General features: G+C 45.4%; 14 protein-coding genes. 7 read left to right on the forward strand and 7 right to left on the reverse strand.

Annotation, left to right across the window (positions count from 1 at the left end):
* Positions 1–105: 105 nt before the first annotated feature.
* Entirely contained in the window at positions 106–1,971 is a 1,866-nt protein-coding gene (locus FS373_RS02360; protein ID WP_144047275.1) for a SurA N-terminal domain-containing protein, read from the forward strand.
* A 340-nt stretch (positions 1,972–2,311) separates the two neighbouring features.
* Here FS373_RS02360 and fabV read toward each other — a convergent pair whose 3' ends face one another.
* From fabV to pspF, 7 genes are all read right to left on the reverse strand, one after another.
* On the reverse strand, positions 2,312–3,514 hold the full coding sequence (fabV, locus tag FS373_RS02365; RefSeq protein ID WP_144047274.1) for an enoyl-ACP reductase FabV: 1,203 nt from the start codon (positions 3,512–3,514) through the stop codon (positions 2,312–2,314).
* A 179-nt stretch (positions 3,515–3,693) separates the two neighbouring features.
* On the reverse strand, positions 3,694–4,506 hold the full coding sequence (locus tag FS373_RS02370; RefSeq protein ID WP_144047273.1) for an ATP-binding cassette domain-containing protein: 813 nt from the start codon (positions 4,504–4,506) through the stop codon (positions 3,694–3,696).
* A complete protein-coding gene (locus FS373_RS02375; RefSeq protein WP_144047272.1) occupies positions 4,481–5,494 on the reverse strand; it encodes an oligopeptide/dipeptide ABC transporter ATP-binding protein in 1,014 nt (337 codons plus the stop codon). The genes FS373_RS02370 and FS373_RS02375 overlap by 26 nt, the downstream gene beginning before the upstream one ends.
* Before the next feature lie 15 nt (positions 5,495–5,509).
* Complete coding sequence (locus FS373_RS02380; protein ID WP_144047271.1) at positions 5,510–6,400, reverse strand: ABC transporter permease subunit; 891 nt, start codon at positions 6,398–6,400, stop codon at positions 5,510–5,512.
* Entirely contained in the window at positions 6,387–7,418 is a 1,032-nt protein-coding gene (locus FS373_RS02385; RefSeq protein WP_144047270.1) for an ABC transporter permease, read from the reverse strand. Before FS373_RS02385 ends, FS373_RS02380 begins: the two co-directional genes overlap by 14 nt.
* Positions 7,418–9,055: an ABC transporter substrate-binding protein gene (locus FS373_RS02390; protein ID WP_144047269.1), complete on the reverse strand. Its 1,638-nt coding sequence runs from the start codon at positions 9,053–9,055 to the stop codon at positions 7,418–7,420. The genes FS373_RS02385 and FS373_RS02390 overlap by 1 nt, the downstream gene beginning before the upstream one ends.
* Positions 9,056–9,140: 85 nt before the next feature.
* Positions 9,141–10,211, reverse strand: coding sequence for a phage shock protein operon transcriptional activator (gene pspF / locus FS373_RS02395; protein ID WP_144047268.1), 1,071 nt, complete (start codon positions 10,209–10,211; stop codon positions 9,141–9,143).
* Positions 10,212–10,388: 177 nt separating this feature from the next.
* Between pspF and pspA the strand changes: the two genes are divergently transcribed.
* The 6 genes from pspA to FS373_RS02425 all read left to right on the forward strand — a co-directional run bounded on the left by pspA (position 10,389) and on the right by FS373_RS02425 (position 15,868).
* Complete coding sequence (pspA, locus tag FS373_RS02400; protein ID WP_144047267.1) at positions 10,389–11,072, forward strand: phage shock protein PspA; 684 nt, start codon at positions 10,389–10,391, stop codon at positions 11,070–11,072.
* A gap of 20 nt (positions 11,073–11,092) precedes the next feature.
* A complete protein-coding gene (gene pspB, locus FS373_RS02405; RefSeq protein WP_005502001.1) occupies positions 11,093–11,326 on the forward strand; it encodes an envelope stress response membrane protein PspB in 234 nt (77 codons plus the stop codon).
* Between the two features lie 137 nt (positions 11,327–11,463).
* Positions 11,464–11,859, forward strand: a complete 396-nt coding sequence (gene pspC, locus FS373_RS02410) for an envelope stress response membrane protein PspC (protein ID WP_144047266.1) — start codon at positions 11,464–11,466, stop codon at positions 11,857–11,859.
* Positions 11,860–11,907: 48 nt separating this feature from the next.
* Positions 11,908–13,362, forward strand: a complete 1,455-nt coding sequence (locus FS373_RS02415; protein WP_152828976.1) for a YcjX family protein — start codon at positions 11,908–11,910, stop codon at positions 13,360–13,362.
* A gap of 22 nt (positions 13,363–13,384) precedes the next feature.
* Positions 13,385–14,560 carry a TIGR01620 family protein gene (locus FS373_RS02420; RefSeq protein WP_152828977.1) on the forward strand — a complete coding sequence of 392 codons (1,176 nt, stop codon included), beginning with the start codon at positions 13,385–13,387 and terminating at the stop codon, positions 14,558–14,560.
* A gap of 129 nt (positions 14,561–14,689) precedes the next feature.
* Positions 14,690–15,868 (forward strand): trans-sulfuration enzyme family protein, encoded by a 1,179-nt coding sequence (locus FS373_RS02425; protein WP_144047264.1) that lies wholly within the window; start codon positions 14,690–14,692, stop codon positions 15,866–15,868.
* Positions 15,869–15,875: the final 7 nt, after the last annotated feature.

Here is a 15,875-nt window from a genome sequence, read left to right on the forward strand (position 1 = left end):
AGGCATTCAGTAGCATAGGTTGCTAATGACCTCAAGTTTACGAAAAGGCGCATCTCAAACGTGATGCGCCTTTTTATTTTTTAATCGCAACGAGCGAGAGAACAGATGTTAGAGAAGATTCGCGAAGGCTCACAGGGCGTGATTGCAAAAAGCATTCTGGTTCTAGTAATACTTTCCTTTGCATTTACTGGTGTAAGTAGTTACTTAGGATCATCGACAGAGGCAGCAGCTGCCACTGTTAATGGTGAAGATATCAGTGAGTCAGCCTTGGAACAAGCCTACCAAAGTGAACGTGCTCGATTAGAGCAGCAACTGGGTGAAATGTTCCAAGCGCTAGCCGCAGATGATACTTATCTGGCAAGTGTAAAGCAAAGCGTGTTAGAACGTTTGGTCGCAGAAAAGTTACTCGATCAAACCGCCACTGAACTTGGTTTGCGAGTATCAGATCAGCAGATTAAGAATGCCATCATGACTGAGCCTGCATTTCAGACCGATGGTCAATTCGATAACGACCGTTATCTGGCCATTTTGCGTCAGTTAGGCTATCAGGCGAATACGTTCAGGAATATGATGCGGACCGATATGACCCGCCGTCAGCTTGTTGCTTCTCTGGTCGGTTCTGAATTTGTGCTTCCTGGTGAAACCAGTTATTTGGCAGGTATTCAGGGGCAGACCCGCGATATTCGTTATCATATTGTAGATGCAAGCCCATTTGTAGCCGATGCTGAAGTGACTGATGAACAGGCGCAAGCATTTTTTGATGCGAATCTTGCACAATTCATGAGTCCTGAGACTATGAGTCTCGAATACATTGAGCTTAATGCTACTGATATGGCTAACGATGTGGCAGTGACCGATGCAGAGGCTCAAGCCTATTATGATGAGAATAAGCAGCAGTATCTAAAGGCTGAGAAACGCCTTGCTGCACATATTCTCGTTAACCTTGGCGATGATGAGTCAGCATCAAAAGCTAAGGCCGAAGCTATCTATTCCAAGCTCCAAGCTGGTGAAGATTTTGCTGAACTTGCCAAAACTGAGTCTGAAGACACTTTCAGTGGCGAGCAGGGTGGTCAATTAGATTGGTTTGAACAAGGCGTCATGGAGCCAGCTTTCGATGATGTGCTTTATTCACTGTCAAAAGGTTCATATTCGACTGTGGTGAAGACAAGCTTTGGTTATCATATCATCAAGCTACTCGACGTCCAGCCAGGGGCCGAAGCACCTTTTGCTGATGTTAAAGATAAGATTATTGCTCAGCTGAAAGATAAGGCAGCGGTCGACACTTATTATGGTTTGCAGCAGACACTTGCCGATGTGACCTATGAAGTGCCTGATACCTTGAGTGAAGCTGCGAGTGAGCTTGGAGTTGAAGTCATGACTTCACCCGTGTTTACTCGCTCTAATGCACCGGCACCGTTCGATAACCCAGATGTGTTGAAGGCGGCTTTTTCTACCAACGTATTGCTAGATGGAATGAACAGCGATGTGATTGAGATAGACGCTAACCATGCCATGGTTATCCGCATCAAGTCTCACACTACTGCGGGTACTGTCGATTTCGCTAAGGTAAAAGCCGGTATTGTTGAGCGTTTGAAGCAGGAGCAAGCTAATGAAGTGGCTCGTGAGAAGGCTCAAACCTTAATGAGTGCTTTCCCTGACGCCGAGTCGAGCACTGAGTTTGTAACTAAGGCAAAACTTGGACGTTTCGAACAAGGTATCGATGCCTCTATCACCAGCAAAGCATTCCAGATGGCTCAACCTGCTGATTCAGCCGTTGTCGATACAGTGGCGCTTGCCAATGGTTATGCCGTTATCGTGCTAGACAAGGTTAATCTTGCTGAAGGTATCGATGACAACTTACTGGGTGCTCTTGAACAACGTCTGAGCGCACAATACAGTGAAGGTGATTACCGCGCACTGATTGCGACATTAAAAGCCAAAGGCGATGTGGTATACAGCTCTACGCAGTAATGAACGCATTGTGAGTTTACTCACTTAAATTAAAGGTCAGCATCAGCTGACCTTTTTTATGTCCGGAACACTTATGAAGATTTACTAGGGATGGGTATAAATCTTCGTTATGTCTGGAAGATTTATGCCAACCCCCATGGATGGAATAGGGCTGGTATTTATGTCTGGCCATAAATGTTCCATTCATTCATGGCAGTCAGAAAATTTATGCTTTTTAGAACCTAGAACCTAGAACCTATAGGCACAGCCAATTTAAGTAAAAAAAATGCATCACTTCAAAGTGATGCATTTTTTAAAGACTTAACTTATTTGGGATGACAAACACCCCATAAGTATTTGTCTAAATCTGTTCGACGTCGAAGTTAACTTCTGGATTAACATCTAGTTCATAATCCACAGACTCAATACCGAAGCCGAATAGCTTGAGGAATTCATCCTTATACTCACGGTAATCGGTAAGCTCAGCCAAGTTTTCAGTGGTGACTAATGGCCATTGTTCGCGACAATGCTGCTGGATCTCTTCTCTTAGCTCCCAGTCATCGAGACGTAAGCGGTTAGCGTCATCAACTTGTGGCGCCTCACCATCTTCACGATACAGACGCTCAGTGAACATGCGGTTGATCTGTTCCATACAGCCTTCATGTAGGCCTTCTTCGCGCATCTTTTTAAATACCATGGCGATATATAGAGGCATGACCGGAATAGCCGAGCTGGCTTGAGTGACTACGCTCTTAAGTACGGCGACATTTGCGCTACCACCTGTGATAGATAATTTCTCATCTAATGCTTTAGCCGCGCGGTCAAGATCCATTTTGGCTTTACCCAGGGCGCCATGCCAGTAGATAGGCCAAGTCAATTCTGTGCCGATATAGCTATAGGCGACGGTCTTGCAACCATCGGCCAGTACCCCAGCCTCAGATAACGCTGCTAGCCACAGCTCCCAGTCTTCACCACCCATGACTGTCACTGTGTCTTGGATCTCTTGCTCGCTGGCAGGCTCTACACTGGTCTCGATAATAAGATCTTTATTAGTGTCTACTGCGGTAGCGGTATACGTCTCGCCAATAGGCTTGAGCGCTGAGCGGATAAGCTCACCCGAATCGGGTAATTTACGCACTGGAGAGGCTAAAGAGTAGACCACCATATCGACTTGGCCCAAGTCGGCTTTAATAATGTCGATGGCTTTTTGTTTAGCTTCATGACTGAATGCATCACCATTGAGGCTCTTAGAGTACAAACCATCGGCTTTGGCAAACCTATCGAAGGCTGCAGAGTTATACCAGCCGGCAGTGCCTGACTTTCTTTCAGTCCCTGGTTTTTCGAAGAAGATACCTAGAGTGGCTGCGCCACTGCCGAAGGCGGCAGCAATACGAGAAGATAGACCATATCCACTTGAAGAGCCGATAACTAAAACTTTCTTAGGGCCGTTTTTTAAGCTTCCCTTTGCCTTAGTGATATTGATCTGTTCGAGTACATTAGCTTCACAACCAACAGGATGAGTAGTGGTGCATATAAAGCCACGTGTTTTAGGTTTGATTATCATGTTTCAGCTTCTCTTTAAAAAGTGACGATAGGATAATTAATCAAGAGCCAAATGGCACTGATTATTCCTGATTTTCTTTAAAAATGGCCAGTGGTAAGAGCAGTTTACTGGATTTAAATATCGTTTAAGACGGTTAATCTTGATGGTTAAGCATGGATGAACTGACTATACCCTATGGGTTAACCATGCTTCTTGAGTGTCCTGTTGTGTCGTTTCTGACTAAACAGAGTTAGCTCCTGGATCAGACGTTGAGTATATTCATGTTTTGGTGCATTGAATAATTCTTCTGTTGTCGCTTTCTCAACCATCTCCCCATGATGAAGCACCATCACCTTATCGCTAAAGTGACGAATGATGCTGAGGTTATGCGACACGAAAATATAAGACAATCCCATCTCTTTTTGAAGTTTTAACAGTAAGTTGAGAATTTGCGATCGGACCGAAAGGTCAAGGGCGGTGAGCGCTTCATCCGCTATGATTATTTTGGGGTCCAACATCAGCGCACGGGCAACGGCAACGCGTTGCTTCATCCCCTCTGAAATCATGTGAGGATAGAAATCCGCGTGTTCGGGTAACAGACCCACCTTTCTGAGTTTATCAACGACTTGTGCTCTACGCTGTCTGGCATCGAGTTTGGTATTAAACTTGAGTGGTTCATCGAGTAAATCCCCGATTGTCAATTTAGGATTCAGTGATGTGTTGGGGTCTTGAAAAATCATCCTGATGAGTTTACATCTCTGCTTTAGGTTTCTTTTTTCCAGCGCTTCACCTTCGAAATAAATCTCGCCACTACTGCGGACTTCGGCGCCAACGAGTATCCTTGCCAGGGTGCTCTTTCCCGAACCAGCTTCGCCAACAATCGCTAAGGTTTCACCAGTATTGAGCTCAAAGGAGACCGGAGACAAAGCTTGATTATACTCACGTTTAAACCCTTTGTAGCCTGCATAGAAACGCTTACTTAGGTTGTTAACTTGAAGCAGTGGTGTCTTCATTACATGTTTCTTCTTGGTAAGGGAAATGACAGGCAAAATAGCGATTTTTTTTATGACTTAAATTAGGACGGATCACGCATTTCTTTTCGGCGCGTGGGCACCTTGGACCGAGTCGGCAACCTATGGGAAGATGTTGCAGTGCAGGTGCTGAGCCTGGTAGTGTGCGCATGATCGATTTGTGAGCGATTTGTCCCGTGTGGTCCGGAATATTATTAAGCAGTGTTTTAGTGTATGGATGATAAGGATGGGCTAAAATTTCAGCCGTAGGGCCTGACTCCATGATTTGTCCACAATACATTACCGACAGTTGATCACACCAGATTGATAAGGTCTCGAGCTCATGACTGATCAACAGAATGGATACATCCTGTAGCTGGTTTAATTTAGTCAGCAGGCGAAAGATCTGCGCCTGTGTGTCCATCTCCATGGAATTGGTTGGCTCATCGGCTATTAATAGCCTAGGTTGGTTGGCAATAGCCATGGCTATCATCACCTTTTGACACTCGCCTTCGGATAGCTCCCAGGCATAACTGGCCATGACTTTTTGTGTGTCCTTGATGCCAACCTTATGCAGCCATTTTTTGGCGGTCTTCCTTTTATCTGCGTTGCGTCGCCAGAAAGGCAGTTTTTTATTTTCTGGCATAGCTTCAACAAGCTGAGTGCCGACACAAATAACAGGATCTAGGCTGCTGGATGGGTCTTGAAATATCATGGCCATTTCGCTTCCCATCAGGTTGCGTCGCTGCTTCGAACTCATCTCTAACAGATTGTGTCCATCCCACAACATGCGATCGGCCTTGATCGTCCAGTTATGGCCTGGAATCCCTAAGATAGCTCGAGCTAATAAGCTGCGGCCAGAACCGGACTCTCCAACTAAGCCGTGAATTTCAGCCGGGTTGATGGTTAAGCTGACTCTATCCAGTGCCTTGACGCGCCCGTGAGGGGTGTCTAGTTCAATGGTGAGGTTACGAATATCGAGTAAAGGCATAATCAGGTATCAACATTAATTATTGATCGGCGACAGTGCAGATCGTAAGCCGTCACCGACTAAGTTAATGGCTAGGACACAGCACAAGATGGCAATGCCGGGTATCGTCACAGTCCATGGGGCGGTTAACAGGTTATCCATTCCCTGGGATACCATGGCGCCCCATTCAGGGCTCGGGGCTTGTGCGCCTAAGTTTAAGAAGCCCAGCGCGGCGATATCTAAAATGGCTGCCGAGATCCCTAAGGTGGTTTGTATGATTAATGTGTCCCATATATTTGGCATGATGACATACCAGAAAATTTGAAACTGATTCGCACCATCGAGTTTTGCCGCTGTGACATACTCTTTTTGCAACTCTTCATGAATGGCTTGATGAATGGCACGGACAAACTGAGGCGTAAGCGCAATGCCCACGGCCCAAAAAACGTTTTCTAATCCCGGTCCCATCACTGCGACTACTAATATCGCCATTAGCAGAGAGGGGATTGACAACAAGGCATCGAGCAGGTGACTGAGAATACTTGATTTTAGCCCTTTCATCATGCCTGAGATTGAACCGATAATAAAACCGAGAATCAATGATGCGAGGACTATGCCTAAGGCCATACCGAAGGTTAAGTGAGCGCCATGGAGCAGGCGACTGAAAATATCGCGACCTAAATCGTCGGTACCAAGGAAGTGCTCTACTGTTCCGGCTGCATCCCAGGATGGTGCCAACAAGAGTGCGTGTGGATCTTGCTGCTCCGGAGCATAGGGGGCGATAAGCGGACCAAATAGGGCCAGCAATAAGAAACAAATCACAGTCCATAATCCAGCAAAAGCGAACGGATTATCTGAAAAAGCATGCCAGAATCTGCGCATTGGAGAGGGTATCTCATCTTCCTGATAGATCTTAATTTGCGGCATAAAGCTCTTTCCTGCTTAGGGGGTTGATTGCCGTATGAAGGACTTCAATCATGATACTTAAAAATATGATGATCAAGGCAACTGCTAACACACCGCCTTGGATTACTGTGTAATCCCTTTGATAGATGCCCGAGACTAACCAGGCTCCTACACCTGGCCATGAGAAGATGACTTCAACAACCATGGCATAGCTGGCGAATGTGCCTAACATGAGACCTAGATTTTTCAGCACAGGTATCAAGGCGTTGGGAAGGGCATGACGTAACACTATGTGACTGGTATGTAGGCCTCTGGCCTCTGCCGCCTTAATGTAGGTCTTATCCATGATGGATATGATCGCCGAGCGTGTGCTTCTCAGCACCACAGTGAATGGGAGTACGGCCAGTGTAACAGCGGGCAATATGATGTGCTGCAGGGCATCGATAAAGGCTGAGTCTGCATAGGGTGAATCTGAAACAAGCGTGTCAATCAGCACAAATCCTGTGACAGGGGCAATTTCATAGAGCAAGTTTAGCTGACCAGAGATGGGCAACCAGCCCAGTTGTACACCAAACCAGAGTGATAAGGTTAAACCCAGCCAAAAAACAGGAATAGAATATCCAGTTAAGGTGATGGTCATTATGGTGTGTTGGGTGATCTTGTTTTTACTCATCGACGCCAAAACGCCAAGGGGTATACCGAAAAGCAGTGCTAACATTGCAGCGACAATAGCCAGTTCGAATGAGGCGGGTAATACTGCCGCTAGCTCATCTGTCACTGGTTGCTGTGATGTAGCTGAAATCCCCAAATTACCCGTTAACCTTTGCTGAAGATATCCAATAAATTGGCCGAATTGGTTGCTCTCGAGTCGATAATCTTGATCGATTTGTGCGATCTGTTCGACTGTTGGCGCATGTATGCCGGTCAGCGAAAACCGTATCTCGACTGGGAAGTGGTGTGTGGCGATAAACAGCACCGCGAGTAGTACCAAGGATGTGGCCACAAACAGATTCATTCTACGTAACAGATATCGAGCCATTATCTTACCTCCTCAATAGTCATCATATCCCTATGGCGATCGGCATTAAAGGATATTCCACCAAATGGAGTGAGCTGGCTATTATCTATTCCTTTTTTCTTCAAAATAAGTCGGGTCGCATGGGCAAAGGGCAGCATAGGTAGCTCTTGTGCAAATAGAGCCTCGGCCTCTTGGTAGAGGGCTTTACGTTCTTTTTTTGAAGTGATTGATTTTGCTTTAAAGAGAATCTCATCGAATTTTGGGTTACACCAACGGGAGCGATTACTGTTCGACAGTACGGATGCGCAGCTGAGGATCGGAGTAAAGAAGTTGTCTGGATCGCTGTTATCGGCATTCCAACCTATAAGCACAGAGTCGTAGCTCCTTTGACTTAATTTCTGGTTGAATACACTCCAATCATAGCTAACGATATTGACCTTAACGCCGATGTCAGCCAGGTCCGCCTGAATGAGTTCAGCCGTTTTATGAGCGTTAGGGTTGTATATACGCGCGACGGGCATGGCCCAGATATCGATAGCGAGATTTTTTATGCCTGCTTCTCTTAAGAGTTGTCTGGCTTTCTCGGGATTATAATCTACCAGGCTTTGATTTTTCGAATATGCCCAGGACATTGGCGGGAGCATGCCCGTGGAGCCAACAGCTGTCTTCTGGTAAACCGCTCTGAGAATATTATCCCTGTCTACGGCGTGGGCTAGGGCTCTGCGTACTCTGACATCATTAAAGGGGGCTTTTTGAGTATTAAACGCCCAAAATGCGACATTAAATCCAGGCAGTGAATCTACTTCTAGTTCATCATGTTCGAAAACAACCGAGAGCTCACCAGCCTTTGGGAGGGCGGAGACACTGCAATCTCCTGTGATGAGTTTAGCCAGTCTGGTGGTACTCTTAGGAGTGATATCAAACACTAACAGTTCTGCGCTGGGTAAGCGTCGCCAATAATCCTCATTACGATGGTAGCGTATATAGTCGTTTTTGACATATTTCACCAGCTGAAAAGGTCCAGTGCCGACGGGCTCTCGGTCAATTTTTTCTGATTCACCTTTTTCAACCAAGGTATCTGCATATTCGGCCGACAAGATAACGGCAAACCCAGATGCTAAGTTGGCGAGAAAAGAGGCATCTTTATGCTTTAGATGGAAGGCGACTTCATAGTCAGACAGTTTTTCAATTGATTCGATCTGTTTATCGAAGCCTATGCTCTGAAAAAACGGGTATCCCGTCTTGGAGATATGATGAAATGGGTGGGATGAATCGATAACCCTGTTGAATGAGAACAACACATCGTCAGCATTGAAATGACGTGTCGGTGCAAATTTTGAGGTGTGATGAAAATTAACTTCTCTTCGTAATTGAAAGGTGTAAGTTAATTCATCGTCACTGAGTTGCCAATGTGTGGCTAAGGAGGGTTCTATCTGGCCGGATCTTATATCGTAATCCACTAGCCCATTGTAGATCTGCTGTGAAGTTGCATCCACCGTCGTTCCTGAAGTGACCAGTTGAGGATTGAAAGATTCAGGGTTCCCCTCGGAGCAATAGACTATCCCAGGTGGGACTAGCTTGGGGCCACAACCTGCAAGCAAAACACAGATGCAGGATATGGTAGGGTATAAAGATAGACGCTTAAGCAGCACTCTCATCGACAGATCAATTTTTCAGGGCTTTGGTGGCCATTTTAGCAGTGCTGATCGTCGATGAGCAATGAACATATGTTATTAAGGCGTATTAAGTTTTATCGAGTAAGTTGTATTTTTTTAAAATGCCGCGTAATTGGTGATAACTTAAGTTTAAAAGTTCGGCGGTTTTCTTTTGATTAAATTGACCCGCCTCTAATGCTTGTTTTAGAAGTGAGACTTCCAAACTTTCACAATGTTCTTTAAAATCAATGGGGAAGGTTATTTGGTCACAGCTGAGTTCAGCTGAGTCCGATGACACTGCATCGCTGCTCGCAACCGGAGCTTGGTTGCTAGCCAGATGTTGTCTCTCGCGTGTCTTCACTCTTGTTGTAGGGCGATAGGGGGAGGCAAAAGGGTCGACCACGATATTGGTAATAGGCGTTTCGGTGTCAGGGTTTCGATAGACGCTTCTCTCCACCACGTTTTTAAGCTCTCGTATGTTACCCGGCCAGTTATGATCCATCAGTTGTTGTATCGCTCTGGGGTTGAAGCCGGGAAATAGCTCATGCTTTAGTTGCCTTGCCATTCCTATGGCAAAGTATTCGGCTAAGGTCATGATATCTTCCTGCCTGTGACGCAGAGGAGGCAAGGTGATCACATCAAAGGCCAATCTGTCGAGTAAATCGGCTCTAAATTCACCGGCTTCGGCTAAGGTGGGAAGATCTTCGTTAGCCGCGCAGATTAACCTGACATCTGTTCGTACTGTTTTACTGCCACCTACTCGCTCAAATTCACCGTACTCTATTACGCGAAGCAATTTTTCCTGGATCAGCCCAGAAGTATTAGCGAGTTCATCGAGAAACAAGCTACCGCCATCGGCGCGCTCAAATCGACCCTCATGCTTTTTATTTGCGCCAGTAAAAGCACCGGCATCATGGCCAAAGAGCTCACTTTCGAGTAAGTTTTCACTCAGTGAAGAACAATTAAGTTTAATAAAGCTTTGATCCCAACGTGTGGACAGGAAATGGAGGCGTTCTGCAATGAGCTCCTTACCTGTACCACGTTCGCCAATAATAAGGACGGGCTTAGACAGAGGTGCGATCTGTGAAACATGCTCCAATACTTCGAGGAGCGCATTTGATTGACCGATAAGATTATCTTGCTGAAATTGATTTGCCACAGTAAGTTTTAGTCTTTAACGCTAATAGTTGGTGAAAATAATAATAAGACCCTCTGTTATTAAAAGAAAGAAAAAGTTAATATATTGGTTAAGTTACTGTATTTTATGAAATATGAAAAGTTGGCACAGAAAGTGGATTAATATCTACGAAACCAACGTTAATTTAAGGACAGCATTATGGGAATTTTCTCTCGCTTCGCAGATATCATTAATTCAAATATCTCTTCATTACTGGATAAAGCCGAAGATCCAGAAAAAATGGTTCGCTTGATTATTCAAGAGATGGAAGACACCTTAGTAGAGGTTCGTTCTACATCGGCCAAAGTATTAGCAGAGAAGAAGGAGATAATCCGTCGCATCACTAAGGTGCAGGAGCAGGTCCACGACTGGGAAGGAAAAGCCGAGCTTGCATTGTCGAAAGACCGTGAAGACCTTGCTAAAGCTGCTCTGGTTGAAAAACAGAAGGCGAGTGAGCTTGCCGATACCTTGACTCATGAACTTGTGGTTGTTGAAGAGCAGATTACTCGCTTAAAAGAGGAGGTTAACTTGCTGCAGCAGAAGCTGGCCGATGCCAAGGCTCGTCAAAAGACCATCATTATGCGTAAGCAAACAGCATCTTCACGTTTAGAAGTGAAGAAGCAACTTGATTCTAGCAAGATAGATAACGCTATGAGTAAGTTTGAGCAGTATGAGCGTCGTGTAGAGGGACTCGAGTCACAAGTCGATGCCTATGACCTGGGCAATAAGAAAAGTTTAAGTGATGAGTTTGCAGCACTGGAAGCTGAAGACTCTGTCAATGCCGAGCTTGAGGCATTAAAAGCCAAAATAAAGAGCAGCAAGGCAAAGACTAAAGCCAAATAATTACAATTCAGAGGTGAGTTATGAACATGGATATTTTAATGGCCCCAATTATTATTTTTCTGATAATCGTGGCTCCCATTTGGCTGATACTTCACTACCGCAGTAAGCGTCAGGTGAGCCAGGGACTTACTGAAGAAGAGTATTCACAGCTTAATGAGCTCATTGGCAGAGCCGATAAAATGGCTCAACGTATCGATACATTGGAAGCGATTTTAGACAGCGAATCACCACAATGGAGGGGACGCAATGAGTAACAGTGACATCAGACTTTGGGCGGTTTCAACCGGCGGGGCAGACTCTTTAAATCGGGGAGTAGCAGTAAGCTATAGTGGCAACAGACTTAGGGTGGTTACAATCGGCGAGGCAGGCCTTTTAACGCGGAGGAATTGAAATGAGTGACACTAGAGGACGTACCTTATATCGCATTCCTCAATCAGGTAAAATAGCTGGGGTTTGTTCTGGAATCGCAGACTATTTCGGCTTTGAAACCTGGCTAGTAAGAGTCGTCGCCGCTTCAATATTTCTTTTAGGTGGCTCGGGAATTGTGTTGATCATCTATGTATTACTTTGGATGATTTTAGATATTAAACCCGGGACCGACAAAAATAAAAAAGCGCATAAGGATATAGAAATAAAGAAAAAGGTTTGGCAATCGGGTGAGCCTCCGAAGATGGCTCTGCGTGATGTAAACTCTCAATTTAGAAGTTTGGAAATCAGGCTTCAAAAATTGGAACGTCATGTCACCTCGGACAGTTTCGACTTGAAACAAGAGATCAATAACCTTTAATCCTTCCAATGGGCGGCCCTGTCGCCCACATAACTTTAAGTGCAGGCTATGGGTCGTATCAACCGCTCTTTATCTAAGTTTGGCAAAACAGTCAGTAATAAAACCCAATCATTCGCCCATAGGGCTTCAGATCGAAATATCAGATTAGCAGTCACTGGACTCTCAGGTTCAGGAAAAACAGCCTTCATCACAGGCCTTGTTAATCAACTTCTTAACGCGGGTCTCTCAGGAAAGAGTAATAACCTTCCTTTATGGCAAGTCACCAGAGATGAGCGTTTGTATGGCGTAAAGCGTGCGCTTCAGCCTGACTTGACCGTGGCAAGTTTCGACTATGATTTAGGCATGAATGCCTTAAAGCAAGCCGTTCCGCAATGGCCTGCATCGACACGCAATATTAGTGAAATCAGGTTAACCCTCAAATATCAACCTAGCCAAGGAATATTGGCTAAATTCACCGATAGCGCCAGCCTGTATCTGGACATTATCGACTATCCCGGAGAATGGCTACTCGACCTGCCTATGCTCAAACAAAGCTATGAGCACTGGTCCATGGCGCAGGAGCTGCGTAAGCCGATATTGGCTAAGTCACAATATTATCCGGATTTTGTTACGGCCTTGGACTCGCTGGAATTAGGGTCTAATGCCGACGAAGCAGAGTTAAAGCACATCGCCGAGTTATACCGACAGGTATTGGTAGATTGCGTGCATCAACATGGTTTTTATTATGCTCAGCCGGGTCGATTACTCCTTCCCGGTGAGTTTGCCGGCTCCCCAGTATTGGCTTTTTTTCCTTTGCTAAATACATCCGAAGATGCGCGGGAAAGTCTTGAAAACACCCATGCTAACTCGGCCTATCAAGTATTGAAAACCCGATACAAAGAGTATCAGGACAAGGTGATAAGGCCTTTCTATAAAGACTATTTTTCTACCTTTGACCGTCAGTTGCTACTGGTCGATTGTTTTACGCCGCTAAACAGAGGCAAGGAGCAGTTCGATGATATGACACAAGCGCTTAATGGCATCATGGAGAGTTTTAAATTTGGACAATCTAACCTATTAAAACGCCTGTTTTCCCCCCGAATCGATAAACTGCTCTTCGCGGCGAGTAAGGTAGATCATATCACCCGGGATCAACAAGGTAATGTGTTGTCATTACTGACCCAACTGGTTAAACAGAGTCAGAGACAGGCGAAGTTTGAAGGCTGTGAGGTCGAGACCATGGCCATCAGTGCCATCAAGGCTACCCAGCACGGAATGATCAGATCGGGTAAGGGCGAAATAGAAGTCGTCAAAGGTGTCAGTTTGAATGAGAGAGAGCCAATTACCCTGTTTCCGGGGGAAGTGCCAAAATCATTGCCTGGGGCTAACTTTTGGGGCTCTCAGGGGTTTGAGTTTACCAGCTTCGCGCCACCTAATTATGCTCCTCAATCAGATGAAGCCGATTTTGAACATATACGACTAGACCACTTGCTGCAATTTTTGCTCGGTGACAAGCTTAAATAGTTGGCCGTGTTGAGAGAATCATATGAAAGATAGAGAAGCTGCCTCTTCGCAAGAGAATAAGAAAGATAGTGAAAAAGAGGCTGAGCATACGATAAAACAGAAGCAGGTATTTGAATCCAGAGCGGGTGAAGTAGCGCCAAGCTTTCGGGAAGCTGAGCGATTCGAAGAGCAAGCTCAATTTATTGAGACCCCTCATGATAAAGAGGAGGAGGTCTTGACCGATGAGGTCATAGATAATGAAGTCGCCTCCAGCTTATCCGAACGTTCTGGATTATTTGAAAATAGTTCCAAACGTACAGTCAAACCTCGATGGTCTGTGCTTGCCAAACTTATCATCATGGGACTCATCGGCCTGGTTATCACAGAGACGACTCTGGGACTGAGGGACGCTTGGTTACAGAGCCCTTGGTTATTCGGTTTGTACTCCAGTGTGACTTTATTGATCACGTTATGGGCGGGGAAACTCATATTTCGTGAATGGCGTCATTTACTCAGGCTAAAGTCGGTGGAAGAGGCGCAACAAACCGGGGATAGACTCGCTCAAAGTATGCAGCAGGGTGAAGCCGATAAATTTATCGGTAATATCATCACTAATCTACCTGAAGGCATTGACTTTAATAAGTATCATGACGCCAGCCGAGATGGGCATAATGATGCTGAAAAGTTGATTTTATTCGATGAGATCATATTGAGTGATAGAGATAAAGTGGCAAAGAAAATTGTTCGCCGCTTCGCTCAAGAGTCGGCGCTGTTATTAGCGGCAAGCCCTCTGGCAGTGCTCGATATGGCCATTATTCTCTGGCGAAATCAACGTATGATAGTCAAGATTGCCCACTGCTATGGTATTGAATTGGGTTATTGGAGCCGTATCAAGTTGATAAGAGGTGTTATCACTAACATCATCTATGCTGGCACCAGTGAAATTGTCACAGATCTTGGCACTCAATTGCTTTCAGTTGAGATGTCCGGTAAGTTGTCCGCCCGTCTTGGACAAGGACTCGGTGGCGGCCTACTGACGGCACGTCTAGGTTATCAAGCGATGGCACTGTGTAGACCACTCTCCTTTAAAGAGTCTTCCAGGCCAAGGCTTTCAGGAATACATAAAGAGTTATTGTTAGATCTTAAGGAGTTATCTTCTTCGGTATTTAATGGCAAGGTCAAAGAAAAAGTCAAATGTAATAAAGACTTTACATCTTGAACTTGATTATTTCTCATCCGCTGTTTACTCCGGATAGTGTCTGGGTACATGGTTAAATAACTATCGGTATTTACGTATAATAAAATTAACCGCCGGTGGATACTCAAGTGCAGACCTCGGAGAAATTTTATGCAAGAAAAGTGGAAGCAGGCCACGCAAGTCATACACGCTGGACGTATCAAAGACAGTTCAGGGGCACTCGTTACCCCCTTGTGCCAGAGTGCGACTTTCGTATTTGATAATGCACAACAGGGAGGTGCCAGGTTTTCCGGCGATGAAGCTGGCTATATCTATACTCGACTGGGTAATCCGACCACAGCTGAGTTAGAGCGCAAAATGGCTCGACTCGAAGGTGCCGCAGCGGCAGCGGCTACGGCCTCTGGCATGGCGGCGGTTTCTTCGGCGCTGCTGGCTAACCTTTCACAAGGCGATCATCTGGTTGCTTCCAAGGCCGTATACGGCTGTACCTTTTCACTCATGAGTACTCAGTTAAACAAGTTTGGTATCGACGTCTCATTGGTTGATTTTAAGGATCTCGATGCGATTTCTGCAGCGATAACCGATAAGACCAGAGTGCTTTTTTGTGAGACACCAGTTAATCCTCACCTTGATGTTTTTGACTTGGATGCACTGGCGTCTATTGCAAAAAAGCATGGTTTGATAAGCGTCATAGACAATACTTTTATGACTCCCTTACTACAGCAACCTCTGGCTCACGGGATCGATCTGGTTGTTCATAGTGCGACTAAGTATCTCAACGGACACGGTGATGTCATTGCCGGAATCATCTGTGGCAGTGATGAGCAGATAGAGAAGATAAAATTTGAGACCATGAAAGATTTAGGTGGAGTCTTGTCTCCCCATGATGCCTGGTTGATCTTGCGGGGGCTCAAAACCTTAGATGTTAGAATGGAACGGCATTGTGATAATGCCGACAGAGTGGTCGAATATCTGTTATCTCATCCGAAAGTACTTAAGGTGTATTACCCGGGAATCGAGGGGAGCTATGGTCAGTATCTTCTTGGTAAACAGATGCGCAGGGGTGGTGGAGTGATTGCCTTCGAGCTCAATGCAGACTTAGACAAGTCCATCGAGTTTATCAATAGTCTGCAATTATTTTCTATCGCGGTGAGTTTAGGTGATGCCGAATCTCTCATACAACATCCAGCTTCTATGACCCATGCTACCTATGAGAAAGAGCAGCGGGAAGCCGCTGGCATAGGAGAAAATTTATTACGTATATCTGTGGGGCTAGAATCAGTTGAAGATCTTATTGTCGATCTGGAACAAGGCTTAGCTAACATATAACTCAATA

The sequence above is a fragment of the Shewanella sp. YLB-07 genome (genome assembly GCF_009377275.1).

Bases quoted from the DNA above. Each gene is read 5' to 3' on its own strand.
- FS373_RS02360 (WP_144047275.1), top strand. From the start codon at position 106: ATGTTAGAGAAGATTCGCGAAGGCTCACAGGGCGTGATTGCAAAAAGC.
- fabV (WP_144047274.1), bottom strand. From the start codon at position 3,514: ATGATAATCAAACCTAAAACACGTGGCTTTATATGCACCACTACTCAT.
- FS373_RS02370 (WP_144047273.1), bottom strand. From the start codon at position 4,506: ATGAAGACACCACTGCTTCAAGTTAACAACCTAAGTAAGCGTTTCTAT.
- FS373_RS02375 (WP_144047272.1), bottom strand. From the start codon at position 5,494: ATGCCTTTACTCGATATTCGTAACCTCACCATTGAACTAGACACCCCT.
- FS373_RS02380 (WP_144047271.1), bottom strand. From the start codon at position 6,400: ATGCCGCAAATTAAGATCTATCAGGAAGATGAGATACCCTCTCCAATG.
- FS373_RS02385 (WP_144047270.1), bottom strand. From the start codon at position 7,418: ATGGCTCGATATCTGTTACGTAGAATGAATCTGTTTGTGGCCACATCC.
- FS373_RS02390 (WP_144047269.1), bottom strand. From the start codon at position 9,055: ATGAGAGTGCTGCTTAAGCGTCTATCTTTATACCCTACCATATCCTGC.
- pspA (WP_144047267.1), top strand. From the start codon at position 10,389: ATGGGAATTTTCTCTCGCTTCGCAGATATCATTAATTCAAATATCTCT.
- pspB (WP_005502001.1), top strand. From the start codon at position 11,093: ATGAACATGGATATTTTAATGGCCCCAATTATTATTTTTCTGATAATC.
- pspC (WP_144047266.1), top strand. From the start codon at position 11,464: ATGAGTGACACTAGAGGACGTACCTTATATCGCATTCCTCAATCAGGT.
- FS373_RS02415 (WP_152828976.1), top strand. From the start codon at position 11,908: ATGGGTCGTATCAACCGCTCTTTATCTAAGTTTGGCAAAACAGTCAGT.
- FS373_RS02420 (WP_152828977.1), top strand. From the start codon at position 13,385: ATGAAAGATAGAGAAGCTGCCTCTTCGCAAGAGAATAAGAAAGATAGT.
- FS373_RS02425 (WP_144047264.1), top strand. From the start codon at position 14,690: ATGCAAGAAAAGTGGAAGCAGGCCACGCAAGTCATACACGCTGGACGT.